Raw genomic sequence first — 23836 nt, 5'->3', positions numbered from 1 at the left:
GGTCAGCTCAACTGTTCACCCTCGTCGGCGTCGTCCTCGGCCGGCGGTTGCGCCTGCTGGTAGAACCAGTCGAGCTGCTCGATCAGCAGCTCACGGGCCGCCGGGTCGGCGAGTACCGACAGCCGCAAACCCGGCCGTAGCCCGATCCGGGCCGCCGCGATGGACACCCCGGGGATCTTGTTGAGCCGCTGCCGGAACTCCTCACGCAGCGCCATGTCGTCGAACGGCATCCGGTTCTTGAGATGCTGGAAGACGATCTCGAACTTGCCACTCGGGTAGATCGTCGCCGGCCAGATGCTGCCGAGCCGATGGTCCTTGCCGCGTGCGATGAGAAAGCACGACGTTTCGTCGCCGGTGCCGTAAAGCAGGCGGCCGCCGAGCGCGGTCCAGCCGTCGCGAACAGCCTGCACGGCGGCGACCACCGGCGGGTCCTGCAGCTGGGCCAGCTGAGTGTTGAAGCGTTCGGCGTGCGCCGCGCTGGATCGCGGTGACCGGGGGCGCGGCAGATCATCGGTGCTGAGCCCGGCGAGCTGGGCCAGCTCGTCCAGCGGGATCCGCTGCTCCGGGGCGGCGCGCCCACTGCCATCGAACTCGACCCCTTCGGCCCGCAACAGGTCGAGCGGGTCGTCGGTACGGGCCGGATCGGGCCAGCGGAAGCCCGGTGAGACGGTGCCGCCGGTCTGCAGCACCCGGTGTGCGTTCGGCACCGGATGGTTCGCCAGCCGCGTCCCGACCGGCACCGGGTGGCTGCCGATCAGCGCGGCCACGTCGCCGTACGTGGTCCACGAACCGGCGGGCAGCTCGGCCAGGGCCCGGTTCATCACGTCCCACGGCACGTCGGAGTCGTTGTCGCGGGAGGCCTCGACCGGACCCGGCCAGAGCGAGATGATCTGCTCGGCGAGCGCCTCGCTGCGGGCCTGGATTTCCGGCCGCCCCCACCGCTCCTGCTGGGCGATGTCCCGGTTGAGCACGATCGGGCTCTTCGCCAACGCGGCCTTCTTGGCGTCGAACGGTTTGTTGCCCAGCTCGGAGTTGTATCCGGTGAGGGTCAGGTTGCCGATCGTGTGCACCAGCGACTCGTGCACGTCGGTGAAGTTCTCGTCGGGCCCGAGGTCGTCGTTGAGCATCTGCCGCCACTGCGCGGTCGGCGTCTGCGGCAGCACATGCTCGATGGTGAGCGTGTCGGCTGCCACCGGCTCCTTGCTGCGGTGCGCCTCCTCCAACCACTGAAGTACGAGGTTGCGCTGATGCGCGCGTCCGTTGAGATAGAAGGGGATGGTCCTGGTCGACGAGCGGATCTGCGCGTCGGTTGCGTAGTGCTTACGGCCAGTCGACAAGTACGCCCGGACCGCTTCGTCGACCGGGAGCTTCGCGTCCATCTCGGTGACGATCGACATCAGGATCCGGTTGACGTTGGCGGTCGCCCGACCGATCACCAGGCGGCGGACGAAGAAGCTCTCCACGTACCGCATGGCCGCGATGACCTGCCCGGCGGTGGCGGTGCCCTGCGCACGGCGGTCCAGCAGGTGCAGCAGCAGCGGGTAGACGGTGGTGGCGCCCCAGGCATGCAGCCGGGTCAGCCGCCGCCGGACCTCGGGGTCTGGCTCGCTCTCCGGGTGCAGGATGATCTTCAGCAGCGCGCCGAGGTGGCTGAACCGGCGTACCTCCGCTTCGATCTCCGCTTCGCCGCGCATCGCGTTGAGCCGCAGCTGGTGCGCGGCGTAGATGTCGGTCTGCTTGGCACGGCCGTTGCGCTGCACCAGGTCGAGCCAGAAGAGCAGCTCGAGGTCCTCCCGGTTGAGGGTATCCTGCAGCGGGAACCACAGCGACTTGTAGACGGTCTCGCCCCGGGTCGGCAGCCGCATGAAAAGGTAGTTGCGCAGCAGGTCGGCCTGGGTCAACTGCAGGCCGGTATTGTTCAGCGACTCGAAGATCCGGTAGACGTTGTCGCCGGCCTGCGCGGTGACCGCCACCAGCGCCAACCCGGTGATGACGGCGTTCTCGATCCGCGCGATGTCGAACGGGTCCTCGACGTCGTCGTATTCCATCAGCCGGCTGGCGAAGAAGCGGTACGCCGAACCGACGTGGTCGCTGCCGCCGACCTGCGGAGTCGACTCCACGCAGGCCAGGTACGCGTCCCGGTCAGCCTGGGTGGGCACGAGTTTGAGCCGGTGCGGATCGGACTCGAACTGGTTGACCAGGTACAGCTGCTCGATCCGCCCCCGGTGCATCGGATCCTCGGTCTCGGCCCGGTGGTCCCGGATGGCGCAGAGCAGGATCGACAGCGTGGTGAGGCGTTGCTGCCCGTCGACGACCAGGAACTCCTGCACCCCGACCGGGCCGAGCCCGGGGCTGGGCGCCAGCACCACCGAGCCGATGAAGTGGCTGGCGGCCGGGTCTGCGCGGCGGTCGTCGGCGAGCTTCTTGATGTCCTCCCAGAGCCGCTTGCACTGCTGCTCGGACCACGAGTACGTCCGCTGGTACAACGGCACCCGGTACTGCTTGGTGCCTTCGAGCAACTTCTGCAGCGTCGTCTCCTGCGCCGCGACCATCGGCGACTCCCGTCTAGTGTGCACACTCCAGAACCCGGGCAATGCAACCAGAGTGCGCGTCAATGGACAACGGCCAGCCGTACGAGTTGCCGGGTGTTCGTTCGGCCCGCCGGAGGCGGTTATCGGACACCGCTGGAAGGGACTGGTTGCGTCCTTGGCAATTCGAAGCGGGCAACTTGCTGCGCCTGGCTGGCGGCGCTGCGCCAAGCGGGTAGCCTGCTGCCGCGGCCGTCCGACATCCCCCGTACCTGCTCAGGCTCAAGGTGAGCAACTTTCGCAGCCTCCGGGCGGTGGAGGTGCGGCTCGCCGCACTCAACGTACTCGTCGGGCCCAACGGCGCCGGTAAGTCCAACCTCCTCGACGTGATCGCCTTCCTCGGCGACGCCACCCGGGAGGACCTCGGGCCCGCGCTGGAGCGACGCGGTGGTTTCGACCGGGTACTGTTCCGGGGCGGTGGCGACCAGCGGCCCAGCATCACCATCGAGGTGGAAGCCGCTGTCACCAAGAACAGCAATCTAAGAGCCACCGACAACTACCAGCTCGGTGTGTCCCGGGGGAAGCTACGCGGCCAGACCGACCGCTACTACCTGCTGCGGTCCGAGACATTCGCCTTCAAACGGACCGCCGGACCGGGCCGGCGTATCGCGGTCTCCGGCAACCAGGTCACCTTCCACGGCCCCGAGGGTGGGGAGCGGAGAGCCAGTCTGCGCGAGGGTTCGCTGGGTTCGTCGACGTTGCCCAAACTCAGTGCCGAGGAGGGCGGCGAGCAGGTCGAAGCGCTCGCTGACATGTTCGCCAGTTTCCGGGTGTTCGACATCGACGTGGCTGCGGCCCGCCTGCCGTCGACGGAGCAGCGCAGTCGGCAGTTGGCCAACGACGCCAGCAACCTGGCGTCGTTCCTCGCCTACCTGGCCGATGAGCACAGCGACCAGTTCGCCGCGCTGCAGCGCGACGCGCGAGCCTTCATCCCGGGCCTGGAGGAACTGCAGTTCCGGCCGATCGGTGGTGCCGGTGAGGGGACTGTACTCACCCTGGTGGAGCGTGGGCTACCGGGTGCGACGACCCTGCAGGAGGCGTCGTACGGCTCGATCCGGGCTCTCGCTCTGCTCGCTCTGCTCTACGACCCGGCGCCGCCGCGTCGCGTATCCCCGCGATCGACCCGGACACGGTGCGGGCCATGGAACGGGAACTGCATGGCGAGGTCGGGCTCGGCGAGCTGTGGTTCACCGGTGTATTCGGGTTGACAGGTTCTTCCTCGACAAGGTCAGGGTGATCTGAGGTCACCTCCCGGTGGCTCGACCGCTCCGAAGTCGCCCTCCGGCTCCCGGCTGATGATTTCCAGCAGCGCCGGTTCGCGGTAGACCTCCGCCGTGTGCCGCCACTGCGCGAGCAGAGTGGTCGTCGAATCCAGCGCCGACAGCGACCCTACGTCCCGCGTCAGGGCGCTCAACTCCCCAAGTAGTTGCTCGACATCGGAGTCCGGCAGGTACTTCGTCCAGGGCAGCATCTCCGCGAGGTCTCGCCGAGCATCGCCAAGGGGTGTCGGTGTCACCTGCTCGCTCCTTCCCTTGAACGCACCGCGAGTGTGCCGAGCGTCAGCACCACGGTCGCTGCCACGGCGGCCAGCGCCAACGCCATGGCTGGCTGGTCGCGCAGGACCGGGTAGTCGAGCATTGACATGAACGCCTCGTCATAGCCGAGCTGCGTCGTCGCCAGCAACGCAGCCACGGCTGCCAGCAGCACCACCGCCCGGCGGCGTACGGCAACCGGCAGCGCCAGTACCGCGACGAGACTGAACAGCGCCACCACGGCCAGAGCGCCGAACCCGATGCGCGCCACTGGAATGGTGCTGATCGCCACGGTGTTGCCGAAACGATCCGCCACCAGCGGCGCGCCAGCGGCGCTGAGCGATGCACACAGCCCCATCGCGGCCGCTGCGGCCCAGAACCGTCCCGGAAGCGGTCGCTGATCGCAGCCATCACGGGCGGCAAGCAGCAGTGACCCGCACAGCGGGACGGCGACGACCACGGCGAGCAGGAGGTGCCAACCGGGTGCTGCATGGTCGCGTACCCCGGTGGCCAGCACCGCCAGCTCGGCCAGTACGGCGGCGCCCGCCCCGATCGCGGCGGCCGTACGCCAGCCGGCGACCAGTGCCGCGACCAGCAGCACCCAGCCGGCCAGCCGGGCGGTGCCGATGGGGCCGATGATGGTGGTCAGGGCCTGCTCGGCGAAGCGCCACGACCAGGCGGCGGCCTCGACGACGGGACGGGCCTGGCGGGCCAGGACTAGCACAGCGGCCAGGGTGCCGGCCGCCGCCATCGCCGGGCCCCAGGCACACGCGTTGGTCGTGGCACGAGCGGCGGCCGCCCGCCGCACCATCGCAGCCTGGACCACGTCGACCACCTTCTTTCCGCTGGGCGTGCGGCCGGGCCGCCTCACCCGGCGGCGGCTCTCCGGATGAGACGGTAGCGGGGCGGGGGCGGATCGGGGCGCTCGCGATGCTCGCGTTGGTGTTCGCGTACCTGGTTCTCCCAGGTCGCCTGGTCATGATCCGGGTCAGGCGGGATCCAGCGGTGGGAGCCGTCGTCGTAGTGCATCGGTTCGTCGCCGGGGCGCAGGATCGACATCGACATCACAGCCAGCCGAGGAAACGCCAGTAGAAGTTGCCGCTCCCGCCCGGCAGGTCGGTCATCGCCTCGACCATGTTGGTGGCGAGGTAGACCGACAAGGAGACGCGGGCGTCGGCGTACTCGATTGTGAGTTGTTGTCGGCTGTCCAGGCACGGCCAGGCGTGGCCGCAGCCGGCGCAGGCCCAGCTGGGGCGGACGGGGACGTGCATGCTCATCGGGCATCCTCCGGTTGGTCGGCGGCGACGACCTGGACGCCGAGGTCACGGAGCCGGCTGAGCGCGACCTCGGTGCGCCAGCACCGCCCGGTGGGGGTGAGCGGGTCGCCGCAGGCGCAGCCGCCGACGCGCGGTGCGTGCCGGTCGACCAGCTCCGTCAGGTGGTCGATCTCGACCTGGCGGGGGATGGGGTCAGTCATCGGCCGGCGCGGTGCGGTCGCTGACCGGGTCGCCGCCGGCTGGGTCGGGGTCGAGGTCACCCCATACCCGGTTACGCAGCGACGGGCGGTCGGTGGCCGACAGCGTGGTTTCGGCGAAGTCGACGACGTCCAAGTGGGCCAGCGAGTCGCGCAGCGCGGCGGCGAACCGGGCGGCGGCCTCGATGTCGGTGAGCCGGGTCGGCAGGTGGATGGTCCAGCGCGGCTCGTCGCTCACCACTGGCCTCCGTTGCCGCCAGTCTGGCGCTGGTGCTCCGAGCGGTAGACGCCGGCGGGCGGGTCGTTGAACCGGCAGCCGACGTGGCGTTGCCGCCACTGCCGCAGCCCTTCGCGCAGCCGGTCGGCTTCGGCCCGGTCGACGGCGGCCTGCCGGGTGAGCCGGTCCAGCTCGTCGGCGAGCTGCCGCAGGTACGCGTACACCGCCGCCGGGTCCAGCCCACGCCACCGGGTGTCGAACTGCATCGCCCTGACCTGCCACGGCTCCACGAGTACGCCCTGCCGAGGCACTACCCGCCCCCGCCTGCTCCGCTGCTCCACGACTTCCTCCCCGAACGTCGATGACAACGACGGCGAGCCTACCAGACCTATAAAGCCTGTAAAGACAGCAAGGGGATGCTGGGGACGGAGGACAGGATGGTTGCTTGGCTGTACCTATGCCGTACGCCCAGCCGCTTTGGCGCCAGATCAGGGATGATCTGCGGGCGAAGATCAGGGCCGGAATCTACCCGCCGGGCAGCAAGCTTCCGTCGGTCCGGCTGCTGGCCGACGAGTACGACACCAGTCACATGACCGTACGCCGTGCCGTCGACTCCATGATCGAGTTGGACGAGCTGATCGGTCGCACCGGTATCGGCGTCTTTGTGGCTGAGCCGCCCGAACAGGACTCGTAGTCAACGATCGAGCTACGGAGACCTGTGTCAGGCGGTAGGTCATCGCGACAGCCACTGGCTCCGGCGTCTGATGCGCCGGCTGCCCGGTGCGTCATCGATCTGTGAAGAGATCCGGTCCGCCGTAGGTGTACGGCTCGTCGACCCAGACCCCGTCAACGCTCTGGCCCTGAGGAAACCCTTTGTCGTAGGTCATCAACGTGTCTGCCTGTCCAACAACGGCCGAGGCCAAGTGGATCGCATCGAAGTTCTTCAGCTTGAAGCGCCGTACCATATCTCTCGCCTTCACAGCGACCTCGCGATCGAACTCGATCATGAGGAAGCGGGGGTTGTCGACGAGGGAGCGTGCCTGCTTGTCCTTGGCCGCGTCGAACGACGCCCTGCCTTGGCCGCGCACTTCCACCAGGCTCAGCGGCGAGATCATGATTGTCAGCTGGCCAGCGTCGGACAACGCCAGGAGGCGTTCGATCGGCTCGTATCCCGGATACCGAGTGAGGACGTAAATCAAGCCGCAGGAATCAAGGTAGACGCTATCTGGCTTATCGGGCCTGCTCACGCACTTCCTCCAGGTAGGCGAGAGGACTGAGCCCACCGGTCAGGTCTGGGTCTGCGCCGACGAGTCCTAGTAAGGGGGGAGCATCCGCCACCGCCGGCAGGACTTCGATGCTGGTCGCCCTCATCCCCAGGATCTGGCCTGCCGCGTTGCGCTTGATCCGACCACGGACCACAGCGTTGTGCCCGAGCGCCTGCTTCGCGGCTTCGACGAGCTGCGGCGGCAGGTCAACTTTGATCCGGCCTTCTCCACGGGGCGACCAGAGACCAAGGAATGGCTTTGTGCGCACGCTCATCGAGTCGATCGAGCCAGACATCGAGCCGATCGACTCTCGGCGTACTTTCAGCGCCCGGTCGAGGTTGACCGAAGCGCGCCTGGTCACCGCCACCGACTTGCGGACCTGGCCGTCGACGATGAGGGAGAGTTTCATCCCCGTGTCGGGTGTCGCTCCAAGGCGGCCGGCAAGCCGACGCGCGGTGCGTGCAGCGTTGACGCCCCAACCATCGGGCAGCAGCTCCGCACCTTCGACCTGCTCGAAGCCATCGACAGCGCGAACGTTCAGCGCGTCCAGTTCGTCGAAGGTTGCGCCCGGTCCTGGCTCCAGGGGAGCCAGTGCTGCTCGTACGCTTCCCAGCCCCAGCCGGGCAAAGGTCCAGGTGCTTCTCGGCACCCGCCGCTGACCGACGGGACGTCTCCGGTCGGCGTCTTCCAGGTCTGCGAGCAGGTCAAGTACCTCTTCCAGGCGTACCAGAGCTTGCCGAGCGTCCATCCCCCCCACGGGGCCGCTCAGCGTCACGTCCAGCTCCGTGCGCATGCGCCTAGCTTCGCACATCAGATCGGCTTGCGTGGTGACCGACATCCGGTAGAAAGTAGACCGGCACGCGCCGAAAGCCACTAATGCCCTTTAGGGGGCCTGTGTCGGTTCTACGCAGTCACTTGCCGACTTCGGAAGTATGCGGCGCAGCGGTGTGACGGGGGCCGTAGCCGGGTGGAGGGGTCAAGGTCGAGGTGTAGTTCTCGCCGTCGACGAGCGGATGTTCCAGGCTCGGTCCGGCGGGTGACATGCGGTCGTACTCGGCAAGCACTAGGTCCTTGGTGCGGTAGGTGCCGTACTTGGCGATCTCGTTGTTCTTGAGGCCGCCGGTCTCAGACTGGAAGGTCTCGAGTATGTAGTCGACGTCGTCGCGAGCGATCCCGTAAAGGTGAAAGAAGAAGGCGTCTAGCTCGGCACGAATCCGTGCACGTCGGTCCTCGTTCCAGTGGAATGGCTCCATCGACACCGAGCTGCGCTGGCAGTGCGGGTCGGCGAGCCTGACGCTGCCGCCGACCGGTTGCTGTGGCGCGGCTGCATCCGACCGATGCGCATCTCCAAGTACGCGACCGGCCTGGCCGCGCTGCGGCCGGACCTGCCGGACGGCCCGTGGCGACGCGCCCTGCGTCGGCACTTCTGCGGCATCCCTGTGCCGTCGAATCGGCCGTCGGGCCCGGCGACGCACCTGACGCCGACCGTCGTACGCCACATCGAACAGGAGGCATCGTGCGTCTAACCGTCCCTAGTACCGGGGCCGCGCCGGCGGCCGTCCGCGCCGTGGGAGTCGCGTTCGCGGCCACTCTGGTCGCCGGGCTGCTCGTCTCCCACTCACCGCCGGCCGGCGCCGAACCCGTCGCCGGCAGCGACCGGGGTACCGGCGTCGACCAAACCGGCGTTGACAAGACCGGTAGCGGCCAGTCTGGCAGCGGTCCGCTCGCTGCGGCCGACCAGATCGCGGCCGCTGACGCGGCCGAGGACCTGGTCGGCGACATCCAGTTCTCGGTGCACAGTGGCACCTTCCAGGGCGAGGTCGCGGTGTCGCTGAGTACCACGGTCAGCGGCGCACAGATCCGCTACACCACCAACGGTCAGCTGCCGACAGCACAGGCCACGCTCTACTCCGGGGCCTGCGCTGCGCTTCACCCGCTCCACCCAGCTGCGGGCCCGGGCGTTTGTCGGCGGGACGGCGGCCGGGGCGCCCGGTACCGCGATGTACTTCGCCCGACCGTCACGGCGCGCAACGTCGACTACAACGGTCGGCTCGCTGCCGGTGCCAGCACCAGTTTCGGCTTCATCGCCACCTGGAACGGCACGAGCACTTCGTCGGCGGTGACCTGCACCGCGTACTGATCGGATCAGTCCATCGTGTCCCCGGTTTCGGCCTTCGACGACAGTTGTGGCCGGATCCGGGGCCGCCTGCTTGTCGCGTCTGTTCGCCTCGTCGGGCGATGAAGGCGATTCAGGTACGCGCGACGCCGCAGGCCAGGCGTCTGCTCGACGTCAGCCGGAACATCCATCGATGGGCAAGCCGGTCACGTCTGCGATCCGCCGGCTGACATTCAGTTACTGGTCGATTCCCGAGGCTGGTGTCGATCGGCGCTGATGATATCGATGTCATTCAGGTGTTCGCGACGCCGCCGGTCAGGCGGGTGTGACATGTCCGTCTGAATTCTCCCCGTCGGTGCCCAGGTTTGCGGGTGGCGGGCTGAGTCGGCAGGCCTCGCCCACGGCGCGGCACGGTCCCTCCTGCAGGGGTCGACGGGGACCGGGGACTGGTTCGCGCTGTTCGCCGGCTGGGCGGCGGACCGTGGCCCGGCCGTGGCCCGGGCCGGCGCCGGACGTCGACATATACAGTTTAGCTGCACCTAGCGGATAAACCAGGCATCAACTTTCGCAGTACGGTCGGTGATTTGTCAGATGCGCCGACCCTGCCGTTGTTCACTTACTGTGGGTGACGATTCTTGTGCTGATCGGAGTTGTGACGCGGCTTGTCGGTGACTCAGGCTATTCCCTGTGTGGGGTTGCGGCGGCATTTGTCGAATCTGACCGGTGGCAAACCCCTCGGTCGGCGGCGTCGTGGGTGGGGTATTCGATCTGGGACATATGCGGATATGCGGCCGTAATAGGGTGCTGGTGCCTGAAAGGTAGCGCGTGTATGGTGTGATGTGCGAAGGGTGCTCGACTGCGGGGGTTCGTCGCGATATGCATGTCAAACTTCTCGGCACACTGGAGTTGATAGGCGGCCGTCGATCACTGGATATTGGTGGGCCGCGGCAGCGTGCCATTCTGGCAATGCTGGCGCTCAGCGTGAACCGTGTGACCACCGTCGAGCAACTTGTCGAGGCAGTGTGGGATACCGACCCGCCGTCGACCGCCCGCGGCCAGGTGCAGACCTGCATTTCCTTGTTGCGGAAGTTGTTCGGTACCGCCGGGCGGCCGGACGTCATCCGGACCCATCCGCACGGCTACCTGCTCACCCTGTCCGGGGACGAACTGGACAGCGAGCTGTTCGCCGACCTCGTCGCGCAGGCGCGCCAGCAGACCGAACACGGACGGATCGCCGCCGCGGCCACGACGTTGCGTAAGGCACTCGATCTGTGGCGGGGGCCGGCGCTCGCCGACATCCACAGCGGGCTGGTTCGCCGGGGGGCCGTGCTGCTGGACGACCAGCGGCTGTCCACCCTTGAGGAGCGGGTCCGGCTCGACCTCGCCCTTGGCCGCCACGGGGAGGTCGTCAACGAGTTGACCGCGCTGGTGCACGAGTATCCGCTCCGGGAACGGCTGTACGGCTACCTGATGCTCGCCAAGTACCGCTCGGGGCGCCCCGCTGAGGCGCTGGAGGTCCGCCGGCACGCGCGCGCCGTGCTTGTGAAGGAACTCGGCATCGAGCCGGGGCAGGAACTGCAGGACCTGGAACGGGCGATTCTGAATCGTGACCCGGCGCTGGATCAACAGCCCATCGTGCCCCGGCCGGTGATAGATGCCGGAGTCGACGGGAAATCGTCGTCGATTCAGCCGATCGTGCCGCACGAGGTGCCATTCAGCATCGCCGACTTCACTGGGCGTGATTCGCTGATAGGACGGATAAAGGAGGCGCTGACCGGCGAGTCGTCGAATGAGTTGGCGCCGTACTCGATGCGGATCGTCGCTATCTCCGGTGTGGGCGGTGTGGGAAAGTCGAGTCTCGCTTTCCGGGTGGCACACGAGATTGCCGATCAGTTTCCCGACGGCCATCTGTACGGCGAGTTCCAGAACCCGCAGGGCAGCGACGCGGGTGCGGTGCTGGCCAGATTCCTCCGGGCGATGGGGGTGAGTGGTTCCACGATCCCCGACGATCTCCAGGAACGCGCGACGCTGTACCGCAGCACGCTGGCGGGCAGCCGGGTGCTGGTCGTGCTCGACGACGTCACCTGCGAAGAGCAGATCCTTCCGCTGCTCCCCGGCAGCCCCACCTGCGCGGTCATCGTGACCAGCCGCCGACGGCTGGCCTGGCTTCCCGGGGCGCTGCGCGTCGATGTCGCACCCTTCGACGCCGCCCGGTCGATGGAACTGTTACACAAGATCGTCGGTGATGACCGGGCCCGCGCCGAGGAGCCGGCGGCGCTGGAGCTGATCCGCTTCTGCAACGGCCTGCCCCTGGCGCTGCGGATCGCCGGCGCACGGCTGGCGTCACGCCCGCACTGGCGGATCGCCGATCTGGTCCGCCGGCTGGGCAACGAGGCGCGCCGGCTGGACGAGTTCTCGCACGGAGGACTGGAGCTGCGGGCCAGCATCGCCCTCACCTACCGGAGCCTGGCGGCGCGGGCGCAGCGGCTGTTCCGCCTCGTCGCCCTGGTCCAGGTACGCGACTTTCCGGCCTGGATGGCGGCGGCGTTGCTGGACACCGACCTGCTGGACGCGGTCGACCTGCTGGAGAGCCTGGTCGACGCCCGCATGCTCGACACCGTCGAGTACGCCGGCAACCGGGTCCGCTACAGCTGCCACGACCTGATCCGGGTCTACGCCCAGGAGATGCTCAGCGCCACCGATAGTCCGGCGCAGCGGGACGCCGCCGTCGCCCGCGTTCTCGGTGCCTGGCTCACCCTCTCCGACGAGGCGCACCGCAAGGAGTACGGCGGCGACTTCACCCTGCTGCACGGAGGCGCCCCTCGGTGGCGTCCGTCGTGCCAGGGTCCGTCGTCCAGGTCCGCACTGGACTGGTGGGGCGCCGAGCGGGACTGGTGGGACAACGAGCGGTTCGCGATCGTCGCGGCCATCCGACAGGCCGCCGCGTACGGGATGCACGACCACTGCTGGGATCTGGCCCTCACCTCGGTGACCCTGTTCGAGAGCAAGGGCTACTACGAGTTGTGGCGGGAGAGCGCGGAAATCGGGCTGGCGGCGACCACCCAGGCCGGCAACCGCAACGGGCAGGCAGCCATGCTCTACTCGTTGGGCACGCTGCACATGTTCCAGAAGCGGCTCGCCACCGCCGGGGAGTACTTCGCCGCGGCGCTGTCGATCTTCCGAAGTGAGCAGAACACCCACGGCTGCGGGCTGGTGCTGCGCAACGTGGCGTTGATCGAAGGGCTGCGCGGGGACACCTCGGCGATGCTGAGCAACTACGAGCGATCTCTCACCGCGCTGCGCGCCGTCGGTGACGAGATGGGCGAGGCGCAGATCCTGCGCAGCGTCGCCAAGTTCTGGATCGACGAGGGGGAGACCGAGCGTGGCCGGTCACTGCTGGAGGAGGCGCTGACCATCTGCCTCAAGGTGCGGTGTCTGCGCGGCGAGGCCCAGGTGGTGCACCAGTTCGCCCATCTTCATCTGAGCACCGGGCAGATCAAGCTGAGCCGGCAGGCGCTGCACCGGGTCCTGCTGATCGTACGCAACATCGGTGACCGGATCGGCGAGGTGTACGCGCTCTACGGCCTCGGTATCGTCGACACCCGCGACGGACGGCCGGAGCGGGCCGAGCAGACCCTGCTGCACGCTCTGGACCTGGCCCGGCGGGTCGGGGAACGGCTCGTCGAAGGGGAGGCGCTGTACGCGTTGGGCGAGCTGTGCCTGGCCGCCGGGAGGACCGTCGCCGCGGCGAAGTACCTGGCCGGCGCGAGCCGGCTGTTCGAGGACCTCGGCTCGGTGCTCTGGCAGGCGCGGACATTGAGCGTGCTCAGTGACCTGCACGCGATGAACGACAACCTCTCCGAGGCGGCGGACAGTCTGGAACGGGCCGCGCGACTGCTGGCCGAGCTGGACTCCAAACAGGCCGCGCGCTGGTTGGACCAGATCCGGTCCAGCCGGTCGGCCTTGGAACTCGCCGCACCGCAGCGGGCCGGCCGCCGGTGACGGTGCGGTTGTCCCGGCGCCGGGACAACCGCACCGGTCGGTCACGGCAGGCGCAGCTTTACGATCTCGCCGATGCCGGGAGACACGCCCTGGCTCGTGGCGTAGACGTCGTCACCGGAGACCGCGATGCCGGTCGGCGCGATCAGCCCTTCCGGCGAGAAGTGGGTCTTGCTTCCGTCGTGCTCGACGCGGACGATCTCGCCGTGACTCGGCGGGAAGATCGCGCCGTCCTTGGCCATCGAGAGCGTCAGCAGCCGCCCCTGACGGTCGAAGGCGAGGTCGGTGAGCAGGGTGAACCCGTCGGCGAAGACGGTCGGCTCCTGGCCGGGCACCACCCGGTAGACCCGGGCGGTTCCCGCGACGACGCTCAGCTCGGCCACGTACAGCGCCCCATCCGGGCCGACCTCGACAGCGGTGGGCGCGCTCTGTAGCTGCCAGCCGCCGCCGACGTCCTTGGTCGGGAACACCGCCAGCGTCTTGATCCGGCCGCCCCGGGTGGCCCAGAGCAGATCGTTGCCGCCGGCGTCGGTTACCGCGAAACCGCCCCGGAACGGAACCATCCCGTACGGGTTGGACTCGATCTCGGCGCCCGCGGGTGCCCCGGCACCGCCGTCGGGGTTGTGCCGCGCCTCGTGGACGCCGAAGTCGGCGCCGAGCCGCACGTGCCCGGCGCCCGGGCAGATGAAGTGCAGCAGCCGGCCCATCTCGGGACCGTTGGCGCCGAACGGGTTCTCTCCGGTGACCGGGTCGATCCCCGAGGTGGACATGAGTACCGTCAGCCGGCCGTTGCGCAGCGACAGGTCGGCCGGCCCGGTGGCGTACGAGCCGTCGGTGGGTGCGCCGAGCGACGGCAGGCCCTCGATGACCCGGGTCACGACTCCGTTCCGGACGGTGGTGATGGCTCCACTGTGCCCCAGGCACTGCTCACCCTCAGGGGTGATGATGCACTGCAGGTCACCGCCGACGCCGGCCTCCGCGACCCAGATCGTGCCCCGGTCGACGACCAGGTGCCGAGGGTTGTTCAACCCGCTGGCGACGACCTGCAGGGTGGGCTGGGAACTGCCGGCCTGGGCGGCGGTCGCCGCGCCTGGTGACAGCACGACGGCGAGGCCCGCTGTCACCGCCAAGGTACGTCTGGCCAGTTCTCTCATCAGGATCCTCTCTGGAAACGATCACCTCGGGCACGCCGAGGGCCAGGTGTGACAAATGGAGCCGATGGTCGGATCCCCATCGAAGTGGTCCAGCAGCGGGTCTGGCCGGCTCGCCACCTGTCCTCGTCACCAGTGCATGTCGCTGGGATCGCTGGTCGCTTCGGCCGGGACGGAACCGGCCTGCGTCTGCGGCCCGGCGGCCGCTGTCGTCACGGCCCCCACGAGCATGGCGGCGGCCGCGAGCAACCCGAGCAGCTGCGGTGTGTACGGGGTCCTCGGCGAACGTGCGCGGGTTGACGTCGGGCTCAACTCCCGGTGGAATCGCATGTCCTGTCGCCTCCGTGTTGTTTCTCGACGCATCCGTTGGTGGACCGACCGCAGCATGTCGCGTCCCGCTCTCGATGGACTCTCGGTCCACTGAGAGCACATCGAGAGCGTTCGGAAAGCCGCCGTGGCTAGCCTGCCGCCCAGGCCGCCGCGTCACGTTGAGCGGCCTCCTGGTCACCGGCTGGAGGGAGCCACTGTCGAATGAGCGGCCGCGTCCTTCAGCTCAACACCGACGAGCTGGTCAGCGCGCTGTACGCGGTTGACGCGGTCGACCTGCTCGCCGAGGAGCTACGCGACGGGGTGACCGGGAAGGTGGGGGACGACATGCCGGACGGACGCATCATCCAGCTGCCGGGGCCGGATGATCTCGTCCTGCTGGAGGACCAACGGGTCGGCCGGCGCTGCGTGCTGCCGGCCCGGGCGCTTGCCGCCTCCCGGATGGCGGCGCTCGCCACCATCGCCGTCCGGGCGTTGGTGACCCCGGGCGCGGTGACCGCCGCCATGCTCGGTCCGGGATCCGCGACCAGCCTGCTGCTCCCACTGATCCTCGGCCGGGCCGGTGGGCTCAGCCACGTGGCGATCTTTCACGGTGCCGGAGCGTCCTCGCAGGAGCGCGTCCAACCGCAGCTGCTGGCTGAGCTCGACCGAGCCGGCGTCGGCTGGACGGTGACCGAGGCGGCGGCCGACGCGGTCTTCGGCGCCACCCTGGTGGTCGGTCTGGTGCCACGACCGGACCGACTGGACATCGGTGTCCCGGCGAGTGGTGCGTTGCTGATCAACACCGCCAGGGTGGGCTTCGCCGGCGGGGTGGTCGACCAGGCACGGCAAATCTATGTAGACGACGCGTCGTTGAGCCGGCCGGGAGGTTCCGGCCGCGCCGCCTGCGGGCACACCGTCGACGGCGACACCACCTACGAGCCGTCGCCCTGGTGTGTCGAGTCGTCGCCTGAGGACACGTGGCCGACGCCGCACGGCGGGCAACCGTCGCCGGCAGCCGCTGGAGCTCGCCGGTCCGGCGGCCTGCGGCCGCGCCGACGTCGAACGGGTCGACCGGGCAGGTCGAGCCGTGACGTCCGGCCGATCGAAGCCGAGTTGGGACAGCTGCTGACCGGTGAGCACGCCGGTCGCACCGGCGCCGACGACATCCTGCTGGTCGACCTGCTCGGGGCGTGGGCGCTCGACGTACGGCTCGCCTGCACGTTGCATCGCGCGGCGCTGTCCCGTGGATTCGGGGTGCAGCGTGACGAGTGGCCGTGACCGGTGCGACGACCATATCGACCGCGCGGATGGGGGAATCCGCGCGACCAAGAAGGATCGGGGAAAGCCATGCTGGTAGAACGAAACGGAGAACTGTCGTCACTGACCGATCTGCTGGCCGAGAGCGCTGCGGGACGCGGCAGGGTCGCCCTGGTCCGGGGCGGTCCGGCCACCGGTAAGACCGAACTGCTGCACGCGTTCGCCGAGCGCGCCGCGGCAACCGGGGCGCTGGTGCTGAGCGCGACAGGCGCCAGGGCCGAGCGTGAACTGCCGTTGGGGGTCGTCTGGCAGCTGATCCGCAGCGCGCCGCTGGCACCCGAGATTGCCGGTCGGATGACGGAACTGACGCTTCCGGCGGCGCTGCCCGGACCTGGCGGTACGCCGCACGGCGGCGGACTGGACGCGCGGGCGGTGCACGGCTTGTGCGCACTGCTGCTGGAGCTCGCGGCCGACCGGCCGGTGGTGATCGCCATCGACGACATTCAGTTCGCCGACCGACCGTCCCTGCAGGTACTGGTCAGCCTCCGGCGGCGGATCCGGCCGGCCCGCGTACTGCTGGCGATGACCGAATGGGAGTGGCCCAGCCTGCCGCGTACCCAACTGCACGCCGAGGTGGCCCGGCAGCCGCACGCCCGGATCACGGTTGCCCCGCTGACCTGCGCCGGCACCGCCGACCTGGTGGCTCGCCGGCTGGGCGGTTCCGGGACACCCGCCGGGCTCGCCGCCCGGATGCACGCCATCACCGGCGGGAACCCGCTCCTGACCCATGCGCTGATCGAGGACCAGCTCCGGGCCGCGAACGCCGCCAGAGCCGCAGACCCGGCCGGCGTCGCAGACGCCTCAGGCGCGGCGAACCTGGCGGGTGCGGCGTGCGTCGCGCCGGTCGCCGGGCCGGTGTTCCACCAGGACGTCTGGGACTGCGTGACCCGCTGGGACGAGGAGATCCTGGTGGTGGCGCGGGGCATCGCGTTGTTCGGTGAGTGCGCCACCCAGGAGCTCACCGCACAGCTGCTCCGACTGGCCGACCGGCCTCTCGGACCCGCCTTCGACGTGCTGCGGGCCGCCGGGCTGGTGGTCAGCGACTGCATCCGCCATCCGGTGATCCGCGACATCCTGCTGGCGGGCATCGCCCCGGAGAAGCTCGCCGGGTGGCACCTGCGGGCGGCCGAACTGCTGTACGGGCGGTCGGCGGAGACGGTCGAGGTCGCCCGGCACCTGGTGGCCGCCAACGCGGTCCCGGGGCCATGGGCGGTACGCCTGCTGCGACACGCAGCGGAACAGGTGATCGCCGAGGACGACCGGTTCGCGGTCGGCTGCCTCGACCTGGCGTTGCGCAACTGCGACGACGACGAGCGGCTGGCGTTGCGGGCCGTCCTGGCCCGGCTGGCCTGGCGGGCGAATCCGTCCGCACTCGCCCCCCACCTGCCCCAGCTACGTACCGCGCTGAGCGCAGGGACCCTGCCCTGGCGGGACGCCGCACCGGTGATCCGCCACCTGCTCTGGCAGGGAGAGCTGACGGCAGCCCTCGACGCCGTCGACGCCGTCGGCGGACGCCACGGTCCGGCGGACGCCACCAGTCTCACCGAGCTGCGCCTGACCTTGGAATGGGTGTACGGGCCGATCTGGCAACGGCTGGCCGAGCCGGTCCAGGGCTGGCTCGTGACCCCGGCCCCGACACCCGGCGGGCCGCTGGCCGGGGCGGCGCAGCTCACGCTGGCCCGATCCGCGACACCACCGGTGGGCAGCGCCGAGCACGCGTTGCAGAGCTGCGCGGGTGAGGCGCCACCGGAAGTCGCCGCCCTGGCGTTGCTGGTGCTGGAGTACGCCGGACGCCCCGAGCACGCCCGCCACTGGGCGCAGACCCTGCTCGACAGCACCGAGCGGCGCCGCACCGGGGCCGGGCGCGCGTTGCTGAGCTGGGTCCGGGCCGACCTCGCCTGGCGGCGTGGTGATCTGGCCGGTGCGGACGTGGCGGCGGCGGAGGCGCTGGCGATCCTGCCGGCGCGTGACTGGGGGGTGCTCGTCGGGCTGCCGCTGGCGACGATGGTCCTGGCCCGCACCGCCATGGGACGCCTCGACGAGGCGGCCGCGTTGCTGGACGCCGCCGTCCCCGAGGCGATGTTCGATACCGTCGCTGGTGCCCACTACCTGTACGCCAGCGGCAGTCACAGTCTGGCCGCCGGTCGGCCACTGGCCGCGGTGGACGAACTGGAACGCTGTGGTGAGCTGCTCAAGCGGCTGGCTGTCGACGTACCGGCGATGATCCCGTGGCGTTGCCCGCTCGCCCAGGCGTATCTGCGGGTCGGCCTGCGGGGCAAGGGCCGGCACCTGGTCTCCGACCGGATGGAGCGGGCGGGGGACCGGGCGCGTGGCGCGGCACTGCGGGTCCTCGCCGCCGTGGGCGCGGCGCGGGACCGGACCGAACTGTTGCATCAGGCCATCGAGCTGCTGGAACGCTGCGGCGACCGGCTCGAGTTGGCGTACGCGCTGGCCGACCTGAGCCAGGCGCACCGGGAAGCCGGCGACCTCGGGCAGGCCCGGTTGGTGCTGCGCCGCGCCGAACAGGAACTCAAGGTCTGTCAGGCGGCGGGTGGACCGGTCGAGGTGGGGGCGGCGGTCGAGCCGCCGGCGGCGGACAACGTCGGCCCGACCGGCGTCGCCGCGTTGAGCGAGGCGGAACGCAACGTGGCCGCGCTGGCCGCCCTGGGGCACACCAACCGGGAGATCGGTCGCACGTTGTACATCACCGTCAGCACCGTCGAGCAGCATCTCACCCGGGTCTACCGGAAGCTGAAGGTGACCCGCCGCGCCGATCTGCCGTCGGAGCTGTCGCAGTACGAGGTCTCCGGGCAGTCACCGATGTCTCCGGCCCGTACTCTCGTGGCCCGCTGATCCGGCTGCGCCCCGTCAAGGGGCGCGGTCCGTCCGGGGTGGTGCCCCCGTCCGGGGGTGGTGCCCCGCCCGACACGTCGACGCGCCGGGCGGGGCACTTCGGCGGGTACAACGTACCGCCGCCCGGATCGCACGTCTCCCCGGGCTGTCAGCCGTTCCTCGATCGGTGCTCGGCCGCCACGGTCATCAGGTACTGGCCGTACCCGGTCTTCGCCAGACCGGCCCCGGCCGCGTGACACGCCTCGGCGCTGATGAACCCCATCCGCAGTGCGATCTCCTCGACACAGGCGATCCGCAGCCCCTGGCGCTGCTCCAGCGCCTGCACGTACTGCCCGGCCTGCAGCAGCGAGTCGTGGGTGCCGGTGTCCAGCCAGGCGAAGCCGCGGCCGAGCTCGACCAGCCGGGCCCTGCCCCGGTCGAGATACACCTGGTTGACGTCGGTGATCTCCAGCTCGCCGCGCGCCGACGGGCGGACGTTCTTGGCGATGTCGATGACGTCGTTGTCGTACAGGTACAGACCGGTGATCGCGGTGTTGCTCCGCGGCCGCTCCGGCTTCTCCTCCAACGAGATCAGGTTGCCCGCCTGGTCGGTCTCGCCCACGCCGTAACGCCACGGGTCGGTCACCGGGTAGCCGAACAGGACGCAACCGCCGAGCTGACGGGCGCTGCTCTGCAACACCTCGGGCAGGCCGGGCCCGTAGAAGATGTTGTCACCCAGGATCAGCGCGACCGAGTCGTCCCCGATGTGGTCCGCCCCGATGATGAAAGCCTCGGCCAGCCCGCGTGGGCTGGGCTGCTCCGCGTAGCTGATGCTGATGCCCAGCGCCGACCCGTCACCGAGCAGCCGCTGGAACTGCGGCAGGTCACGCGGGGTGCTGATCAGCAGGATCTCGGTGATGTCGGCGAGCATGAGGACCGACAGCGGATAGTAGATCATTGGTTTGTCGTAGACCGGCAGTAGCTGCTTGGACATCGGCAATGTCACCGGATGCAGACGGGTCCCCGACCCGCCAGCGAGGATGATGCCCTTCACCTGTCACTCCCTACCGAACGAGCAGGCGGTTCAACCGCCCGCCAACTTCTCCAGGTTCGTCACCAGGTCGACCGGGGTCGGCCTGAGCCGGATCTCGTCCCGCACCTCACCGGCACGGGCCCGGTAGCCGGGGTCGGACACCAGCGCCAGCACCGCGTCGCGCACCCGCTGCCGGTCGGCGAGGTCGCCCTGCAGGTGGATGCCGACACCGGCGGTGTGCAGCCGCTCCGCGGTGACCGTGGTCTCGGTGGTGAAGGTGATCGGCAGCTGCGGTGTGCCGGACACGAGCGCGGTCATCGTGTTACCGCTGCCGCCGTGGTGGACGATCGCGGCGCAACCGGGCAGCAGCAGCCGCAGCGGCATTCGTTCCAGCACCCGGACCCCCGCCGGCACCGCGCCGAGCGCCGCCACGTCCGCCGCCGTGGCGGTGACGACCACCTCGAGGTCGAGACCGTCGAGGCTGGAGATCAGCTCGGGCAGCAGGTAGGAGTTCGGTCCCGACATCGTGGACAGCGCCGTCGACCAGGCGATGCAGACCCGGGGCCGGGCCGGAGTGTCGTGCAGCCAGGCCGGCTCCGGCGCGCAACCGTTGTACGGCACGTACCGCAGTGGCACCCGCTCGCCACCGACCGGCGGGGCGACCGCCGCCGGACACGGGTCGACCACATGGGTGATCAGGTCGAGGCTGAACTCGCCGACACCGTGCCGGGCGAACGAACCGCTGATGTCGGTCGGCACGATCCGCCGGTGCTCCGGCTCGTGGGTGCCCACCGGACCCCACAGGCACAGCAGCGCCGGAACGCCGACCACCCGGGCGGCCAGCAGGCCCTCGAGGCTCGTGGGGTCGTGCAGCACCACGTCCGGTCGCCAGCGGCGGGCGTACTCGACCGCCGCGTCGAAGCCGCGCGCCGCGCGGGCGGCCAGCTCCGGTTCCACGGTACGGCGGTACCCGGCGAGGTCGAACTCGTCCAGGCCGCGCAGCGGCTCGCCGGTCAGCGGATGCAGCGGCAGCCACGGGTAGCGCCACCGGCCCTCGGCGGCTTCCCGGTAGTACTCCAACCGGTTGCTGGTGACGATGTCGACGCCGTCGAGCACCGGCACCGGGATCAGCCCGGTGTTCGACACCGCGGTGGTCTCCGACGCGGGGCACAGCACCCGGACCTCGTGTCCCATGGCCTGCGCGGCCCAACCGACGGCGATCATCGTCGAGTAGTGGGTCGACCACGACGAGACGGTGAACAGCACTCGCATCCTCAGTGACCTCCGGACTTCGCGGGGATCGCCTCGGCGGAGACGAACACCGGGGTGCAGCCGACCGGCAGGTGCACCCGACCGTCGCGGGATGTCACCGGCACCGCACGGCCCAGCGCGTCGACCGCGTACGCCCGCTCCGCCGTCCAGGACCAGTCGAACTGCACGTCGGGCTCGTCCTCGCCGTGGAACGGGTCCCGGTCGATCCAGGTGACCAGCAGCGGTCCACGTCCCGGCCGCCGCACGTCGAACAGGTACTGCTGCGGCCGATCCGCGACCGGGACCCGTTCGACCTGCTCGGCCCCGTCGAGCTGGCCGGCCACCAGGGCGAGTGCCTCGGCGTTGGGATGACGGACCGCGAGCTCGTCGCCGGCGTAGTCCATCAGCGCGAACGTCCGGAACATCACGTCCATCAGCGAGTACGGGTTGGCGAAGCCGGCGGCCTCCGGTGCGAGGTTCCAGCAGGCGGTACGCCGGATACCGACGGAGAACGCCAGCAGGTTGCGCATGACGATCTCCCGGCACGCGATCCGGTAGCGTTTGTCTTCGAGGTCGGGTGGGCAGTCGAGCAGGAACATCTGCAGCGTCGGCGGCAACGTCTCGCGTCGGGCGTACAGCTTGGCGATGGCGTCGTGCTCGGCCTGGCGGCCGTGCCCGCCGGCCGCCTCGGCCGGCTCCTTGAGGATCGCCATCGCCTCCGGGAACAGCGCCGGCCAGGGCCCGTTGTACTCGCCGGCCACCACCGGCTTCTCGTAGCCGAACTTGCGCATCTGGTCGCGGACCGATTCCACGTGCTCGGGGATCATCGTCGTCGGTCCGTACAGATGCAGGTCGAACAGGTCGAAGTGGTCCCGGCCCTGGTCGAGCAGCAGATCGAAGAACCGGCGCTCATGACTGTCCGGTGCCGACAACGGAAGCATGAACGGTGCGCCGCCGAGGACGACGGACGCCTGCGGGTCCACCTTCTTGACCGCCTTGTGCAGCACCTTGAGCTGGGCGAGGTACTCCGGCGCGCTGCCGGCCCACAACAACGCGTTGTCGGTCGGCTCGTTGTCGCACTGCCAGTAGTGCACCCGGCCGGCGCAGTGCCGGACCAGCCGCTCGACGAACTTGCCGTACCGCCGCAGGCTCTTGGCCGGTGACGGCGGCAGCAGCCGGGTCGGTACCCGGGTGGCCCAGGGCGAGCTGGAGCAGACCGTCACCCAGATCTCCTCGGTGCCGTCGAGCTGATCGAACAGGGCGTCGACGACGTCGAAGTCGAACCGGCCGGACACCGGCTCGATCTGCGACCAGTAGACGTACACCCGGATCAGGCCGGCGTTCATGGCGCGGACCTGGGGCACGAAGCGCTCCGGGCGGCCGTACATGCCGTAGCTGATGCCACGGACGACCCCCAGGCGGACTCCGGAGTTGGGCGGCGAAGTGGTCACGATCGCAGGCTCCATGGATCGGCGGCGAGTTGTTCGAGTTGGGTGGTGACGTCGTTGGGGGTGGGGGTGGTGAGTATGTCGTGTTGGACGTTGGTGGCGTGGTGTTGGTAGGTGGGGTCGGTGAGGAGTTGGTGCAGGGCGGTCTTGACGGTGTCGGGGGTGAGGGTGTGTGGGTCGAGGTGGATGCCGGCGTGGCGGTTGTGCAGGTGGGTGCCGAGGTCTTTCTCGTCCCACCAGGGGGCGGGGACGGTGAGGCTGGGGATGCCGTGGACGAGGACGTTGCCGAGGGTGCCGAAGCCGCCGTGGTGGATGATGGCGGTGCAGGTGGGGGCGAGTTCGTTGAGGGGGACGAAGTCGACGGCGCGGACGTTGTCGGGCAGGGTGGTGACGGCGGCGAGTTGGTCGGCATTGAGGGTGGCGACGAGTTCGATGTCGAGTTCGGCCAGTGCGGTGAGCAGGTCGGCCACGGAGACCAGGTCACCGCCGAGCAGCTCCCGGCCGGACACACCCAGGGACAGGCAGACCCGTGGCCGTCGTGGCGGATCGTAGATCCACCGCGGGATCGCACTCGGTCCGTTGAACGGCACGTACCGCACGGCCAGCCGGTTCACCGACAGCGCCAGCTGCATCCACGCCGGGGTGGGGTCGACCGTGACCTGCCCGGTCATCAGCTCCCTGGCCAGTTCCGGGGTGACCACGGCGTCGACGCCGGCGCGGGCCAGCCGGCCGGTGAGCCAGTCGGCCACCGGGTCGTCGCGCCGGTCGGCGGGCTGCTCGTCGAGCAGCGTCCGGTAGTTGTCGTACATCCGGGATATGTAGTCGATGCCGAACAGCATGCGGGCGTGCGCGGCGCCGCAGGCGCGGGCGGCGACCGCCCCGGCGAAGGTCAACGCGTCCCAGATCACCAGGTCGGGCTGCCAGCCACGGGCGAACTCCACCAGGTCGTCCAGCATCACCTGGTCGGTCAGGTACTCGTAGTCCGCCGAGCAACCCATCGTGAAGGCACCGAGCACGTAGTTCCAGGTGAGGCGCTCCGACCGGGTCTCGGTCATGCCGGAGGTCAGGCTCTCCCAGGTGGCGCCGGTTCCGGCGCTGTCGTCCCCCTTCTCCTGCAACGATCCCATCATGTTGAGCTCGTTGCCGACCGGCACCCCGGTCAGGCCGGTCCGTCCGATGGTCTCCATCAGGTCGGGGTGGCTGGCGACGCAGACCTCGTGGCCGGCGGCGCGCATCGCCCACAGCACCGGCACCAGGTTGTACAGGTGGGGCTTTGTCGCGAACACGGTGGCGAGCACGCGCAT

The 23836-nt window shown here is 69.7% G+C and carries 22 protein-coding genes; 6 read left to right on the top strand and 16 right to left on the bottom strand.

Features of this window, described 5'->3' with window-relative positions; genetic code table 11:
- Positions 1-2: 2 nt before the first annotated feature.
- Positions 3-2552, bottom strand: coding sequence for a DUF262 domain-containing protein (locus O7543_RS12595; protein WP_281553653.1), 2550 nt, complete (start codon positions 2550-2552; stop codon positions 3-5).
- 248 nt (positions 2553-2800) lie between these two features.
- On the opposite strand from O7543_RS12595, the gene O7543_RS12590 reads away from it, so the two are divergent.
- Entirely contained in the window at positions 2801-3796 is a 996-nt protein-coding gene (locus O7543_RS12590; RefSeq protein WP_281555472.1) for an AAA family ATPase, read from the top strand.
- Between the two features lie 20 nt (positions 3797-3816).
- Here the strand turns inward: O7543_RS12590 and O7543_RS12585 are convergent, their stop codons facing one another.
- The 7 genes from O7543_RS12585 to O7543_RS12555 are packed head-to-tail and all read right to left on the bottom strand — an operon-like array spanning position 3817 to position 6101.
- Complete coding sequence (locus tag O7543_RS12585) at positions 3817-4104, bottom strand: hypothetical protein (RefSeq protein WP_281553654.1); 288 nt, start codon at positions 4102-4104, stop codon at positions 3817-3819.
- Positions 4101-4946 (bottom strand): hypothetical protein, encoded by an 846-nt coding sequence (locus O7543_RS12580; protein ID WP_281567403.1) that lies wholly within the window; start codon positions 4944-4946, stop codon positions 4101-4103. The genes O7543_RS12585 and O7543_RS12580 overlap by 4 nt, the downstream gene beginning before the upstream one ends.
- A 41-nt stretch (positions 4947-4987) precedes the next feature.
- A complete protein-coding gene (locus tag O7543_RS12575) occupies positions 4988-5185 on the bottom strand; it encodes a hypothetical protein (RefSeq protein WP_348650103.1) in 198 nt (65 codons plus the stop codon).
- Positions 5185-5397: a flavin reductase gene (locus O7543_RS12570; RefSeq protein ID WP_281553656.1), complete on the bottom strand. Its 213-nt coding sequence runs from the start codon at positions 5395-5397 to the stop codon at positions 5185-5187. Before O7543_RS12570 ends, O7543_RS12575 begins: the two co-directional genes overlap by 1 nt.
- Complete coding sequence (locus tag O7543_RS12565; RefSeq protein WP_281553657.1) at positions 5394-5597, bottom strand: hypothetical protein; 204 nt, start codon at positions 5595-5597, stop codon at positions 5394-5396. Before O7543_RS12565 ends, O7543_RS12570 begins: the two co-directional genes overlap by 4 nt.
- Positions 5590-5832 (bottom strand): hypothetical protein, encoded by a 243-nt coding sequence (locus O7543_RS12560; RefSeq protein WP_281553658.1) that lies wholly within the window; start codon positions 5830-5832, stop codon positions 5590-5592. Before O7543_RS12560 ends, O7543_RS12565 begins: the two co-directional genes overlap by 8 nt.
- Entirely contained in the window at positions 5829-6101 is a 273-nt protein-coding gene (locus O7543_RS12555) for a DivIVA domain-containing protein (protein ID WP_281555474.1), read from the bottom strand. The genes O7543_RS12560 and O7543_RS12555 overlap by 4 nt, the downstream gene beginning before the upstream one ends.
- A gap of 167 nt (positions 6102-6268) precedes the next feature.
- Between O7543_RS12555 and O7543_RS12550 the strand changes: the two genes are divergently transcribed.
- Positions 6269-6505 (top strand): GntR family transcriptional regulator, encoded by a 237-nt coding sequence (locus O7543_RS12550; protein WP_281555475.1) that lies wholly within the window; start codon positions 6269-6271, stop codon positions 6503-6505.
- Between the two features lie 91 nt (positions 6506-6596).
- Here O7543_RS12550 and O7543_RS12545 read toward each other — a convergent pair whose 3' ends face one another.
- From O7543_RS12545 to O7543_RS12535, 3 genes are all read right to left on the bottom strand, one after another.
- On the bottom strand, positions 6597-7058 hold the full coding sequence (locus O7543_RS12545) for a type II toxin-antitoxin system VapC family toxin (RefSeq protein WP_281553659.1): 462 nt from the start codon (positions 7056-7058) through the stop codon (positions 6597-6599).
- The gene (locus O7543_RS12540; protein ID WP_281553660.1) at positions 7042-7914 is read right to left on the bottom strand and encodes a hypothetical protein; all 873 of its coding nucleotides are present in this window, start codon (positions 7912-7914) and stop codon (positions 7042-7044) included. Before O7543_RS12540 ends, O7543_RS12545 begins: the two co-directional genes overlap by 17 nt.
- 73 nt (positions 7915-7987) lie before the next feature.
- The gene (locus O7543_RS12535; protein WP_281553661.1) at positions 7988-8500 is read right to left on the bottom strand and encodes a hypothetical protein; all 513 of its coding nucleotides are present in this window, start codon (positions 8498-8500) and stop codon (positions 7988-7990) included.
- A 92-nt stretch (positions 8501-8592) separates the two neighbouring features.
- On the opposite strand from O7543_RS12535, the gene O7543_RS12530 reads away from it, so the two are divergent.
- Entirely contained in the window at positions 8593-9216 is a 624-nt protein-coding gene (locus tag O7543_RS12530; protein ID WP_281567402.1) for a chitobiase/beta-hexosaminidase C-terminal domain-containing protein, read from the top strand.
- 813 nt (positions 9217-10029) lie between these two features.
- Positions 10030-13194 carry a BTAD domain-containing putative transcriptional regulator gene (locus tag O7543_RS12525; RefSeq protein ID WP_348650129.1) on the top strand — a complete coding sequence of 1055 codons (3165 nt, stop codon included), beginning with the start codon at positions 10030-10032 and terminating at the stop codon, positions 13192-13194.
- A 41-nt stretch (positions 13195-13235) separates the two neighbouring features.
- Here the strand turns inward: O7543_RS12525 and O7543_RS12520 are convergent, their stop codons facing one another.
- The gene (locus O7543_RS12520; RefSeq protein WP_281553663.1) at positions 13236-14345 is read right to left on the bottom strand and encodes a ScyD/ScyE family protein; all 1110 of its coding nucleotides are present in this window, start codon (positions 14343-14345) and stop codon (positions 13236-13238) included.
- A 528-nt stretch (positions 14346-14873) separates the two neighbouring features.
- On the opposite strand from O7543_RS12520, the gene O7543_RS12515 reads away from it, so the two are divergent.
- Both O7543_RS12515 and O7543_RS12510 read left to right on the top strand, forming a co-directional pair.
- Positions 14874-15929, top strand: coding sequence for a hypothetical protein (locus O7543_RS12515; protein WP_281553664.1), 1056 nt, complete (start codon positions 14874-14876; stop codon positions 15927-15929).
- 69 nt (positions 15930-15998) lie between these two features.
- Positions 15999-18821: a LuxR family transcriptional regulator gene (locus O7543_RS12510; RefSeq protein WP_281567401.1), complete on the top strand. Its 2823-nt coding sequence runs from the start codon at positions 15999-16001 to the stop codon at positions 18819-18821.
- 148 nt (positions 18822-18969) lie between these two features.
- On the opposite strand, the gene rfbA is transcribed toward O7543_RS12510, so the two are convergent.
- Genes rfbA through O7543_RS12490 form a run of 4 tightly spaced genes read right to left on the bottom strand, consistent with a single transcriptional unit; the run spans position 18970 to position 23836 of the window.
- Positions 18970-19854, bottom strand: coding sequence for a glucose-1-phosphate thymidylyltransferase RfbA (gene rfbA, locus O7543_RS12505; RefSeq protein WP_281553666.1), 885 nt, complete (start codon positions 19852-19854; stop codon positions 18970-18972).
- Between the two features lie 30 nt (positions 19855-19884).
- On the bottom strand, positions 19885-21105 hold the full coding sequence (locus tag O7543_RS12500; protein ID WP_281553667.1) for a nucleotide disphospho-sugar-binding domain-containing protein: 1221 nt from the start codon (positions 21103-21105) through the stop codon (positions 19885-19887).
- A gap of 2 nt (positions 21106-21107) precedes the next feature.
- On the bottom strand, positions 21108-22535 hold the full coding sequence (locus O7543_RS12495; protein ID WP_281553668.1) for a hypothetical protein: 1428 nt from the start codon (positions 22533-22535) through the stop codon (positions 21108-21110).
- Positions 22532-23836 carry an activator-dependent family glycosyltransferase gene (locus tag O7543_RS12490; protein ID WP_281567400.1) on the bottom strand — a complete coding sequence of 435 codons (1305 nt, stop codon included), beginning with the start codon at positions 23834-23836 and terminating at the stop codon, positions 22532-22534. Before O7543_RS12490 ends, O7543_RS12495 begins: the two co-directional genes overlap by 4 nt.

This window comes from Solwaraspora sp. WMMA2080, from assembly GCF_027497395.1.
Classification (GTDB): Bacteria; Actinomycetota; Actinomycetes; order Mycobacteriales; family Micromonosporaceae; genus Micromonospora_E.
The sequence above is the reverse complement of the archived record's forward strand: the minus strand, read 5'-3'. Positions and strand labels throughout refer to the sequence as shown.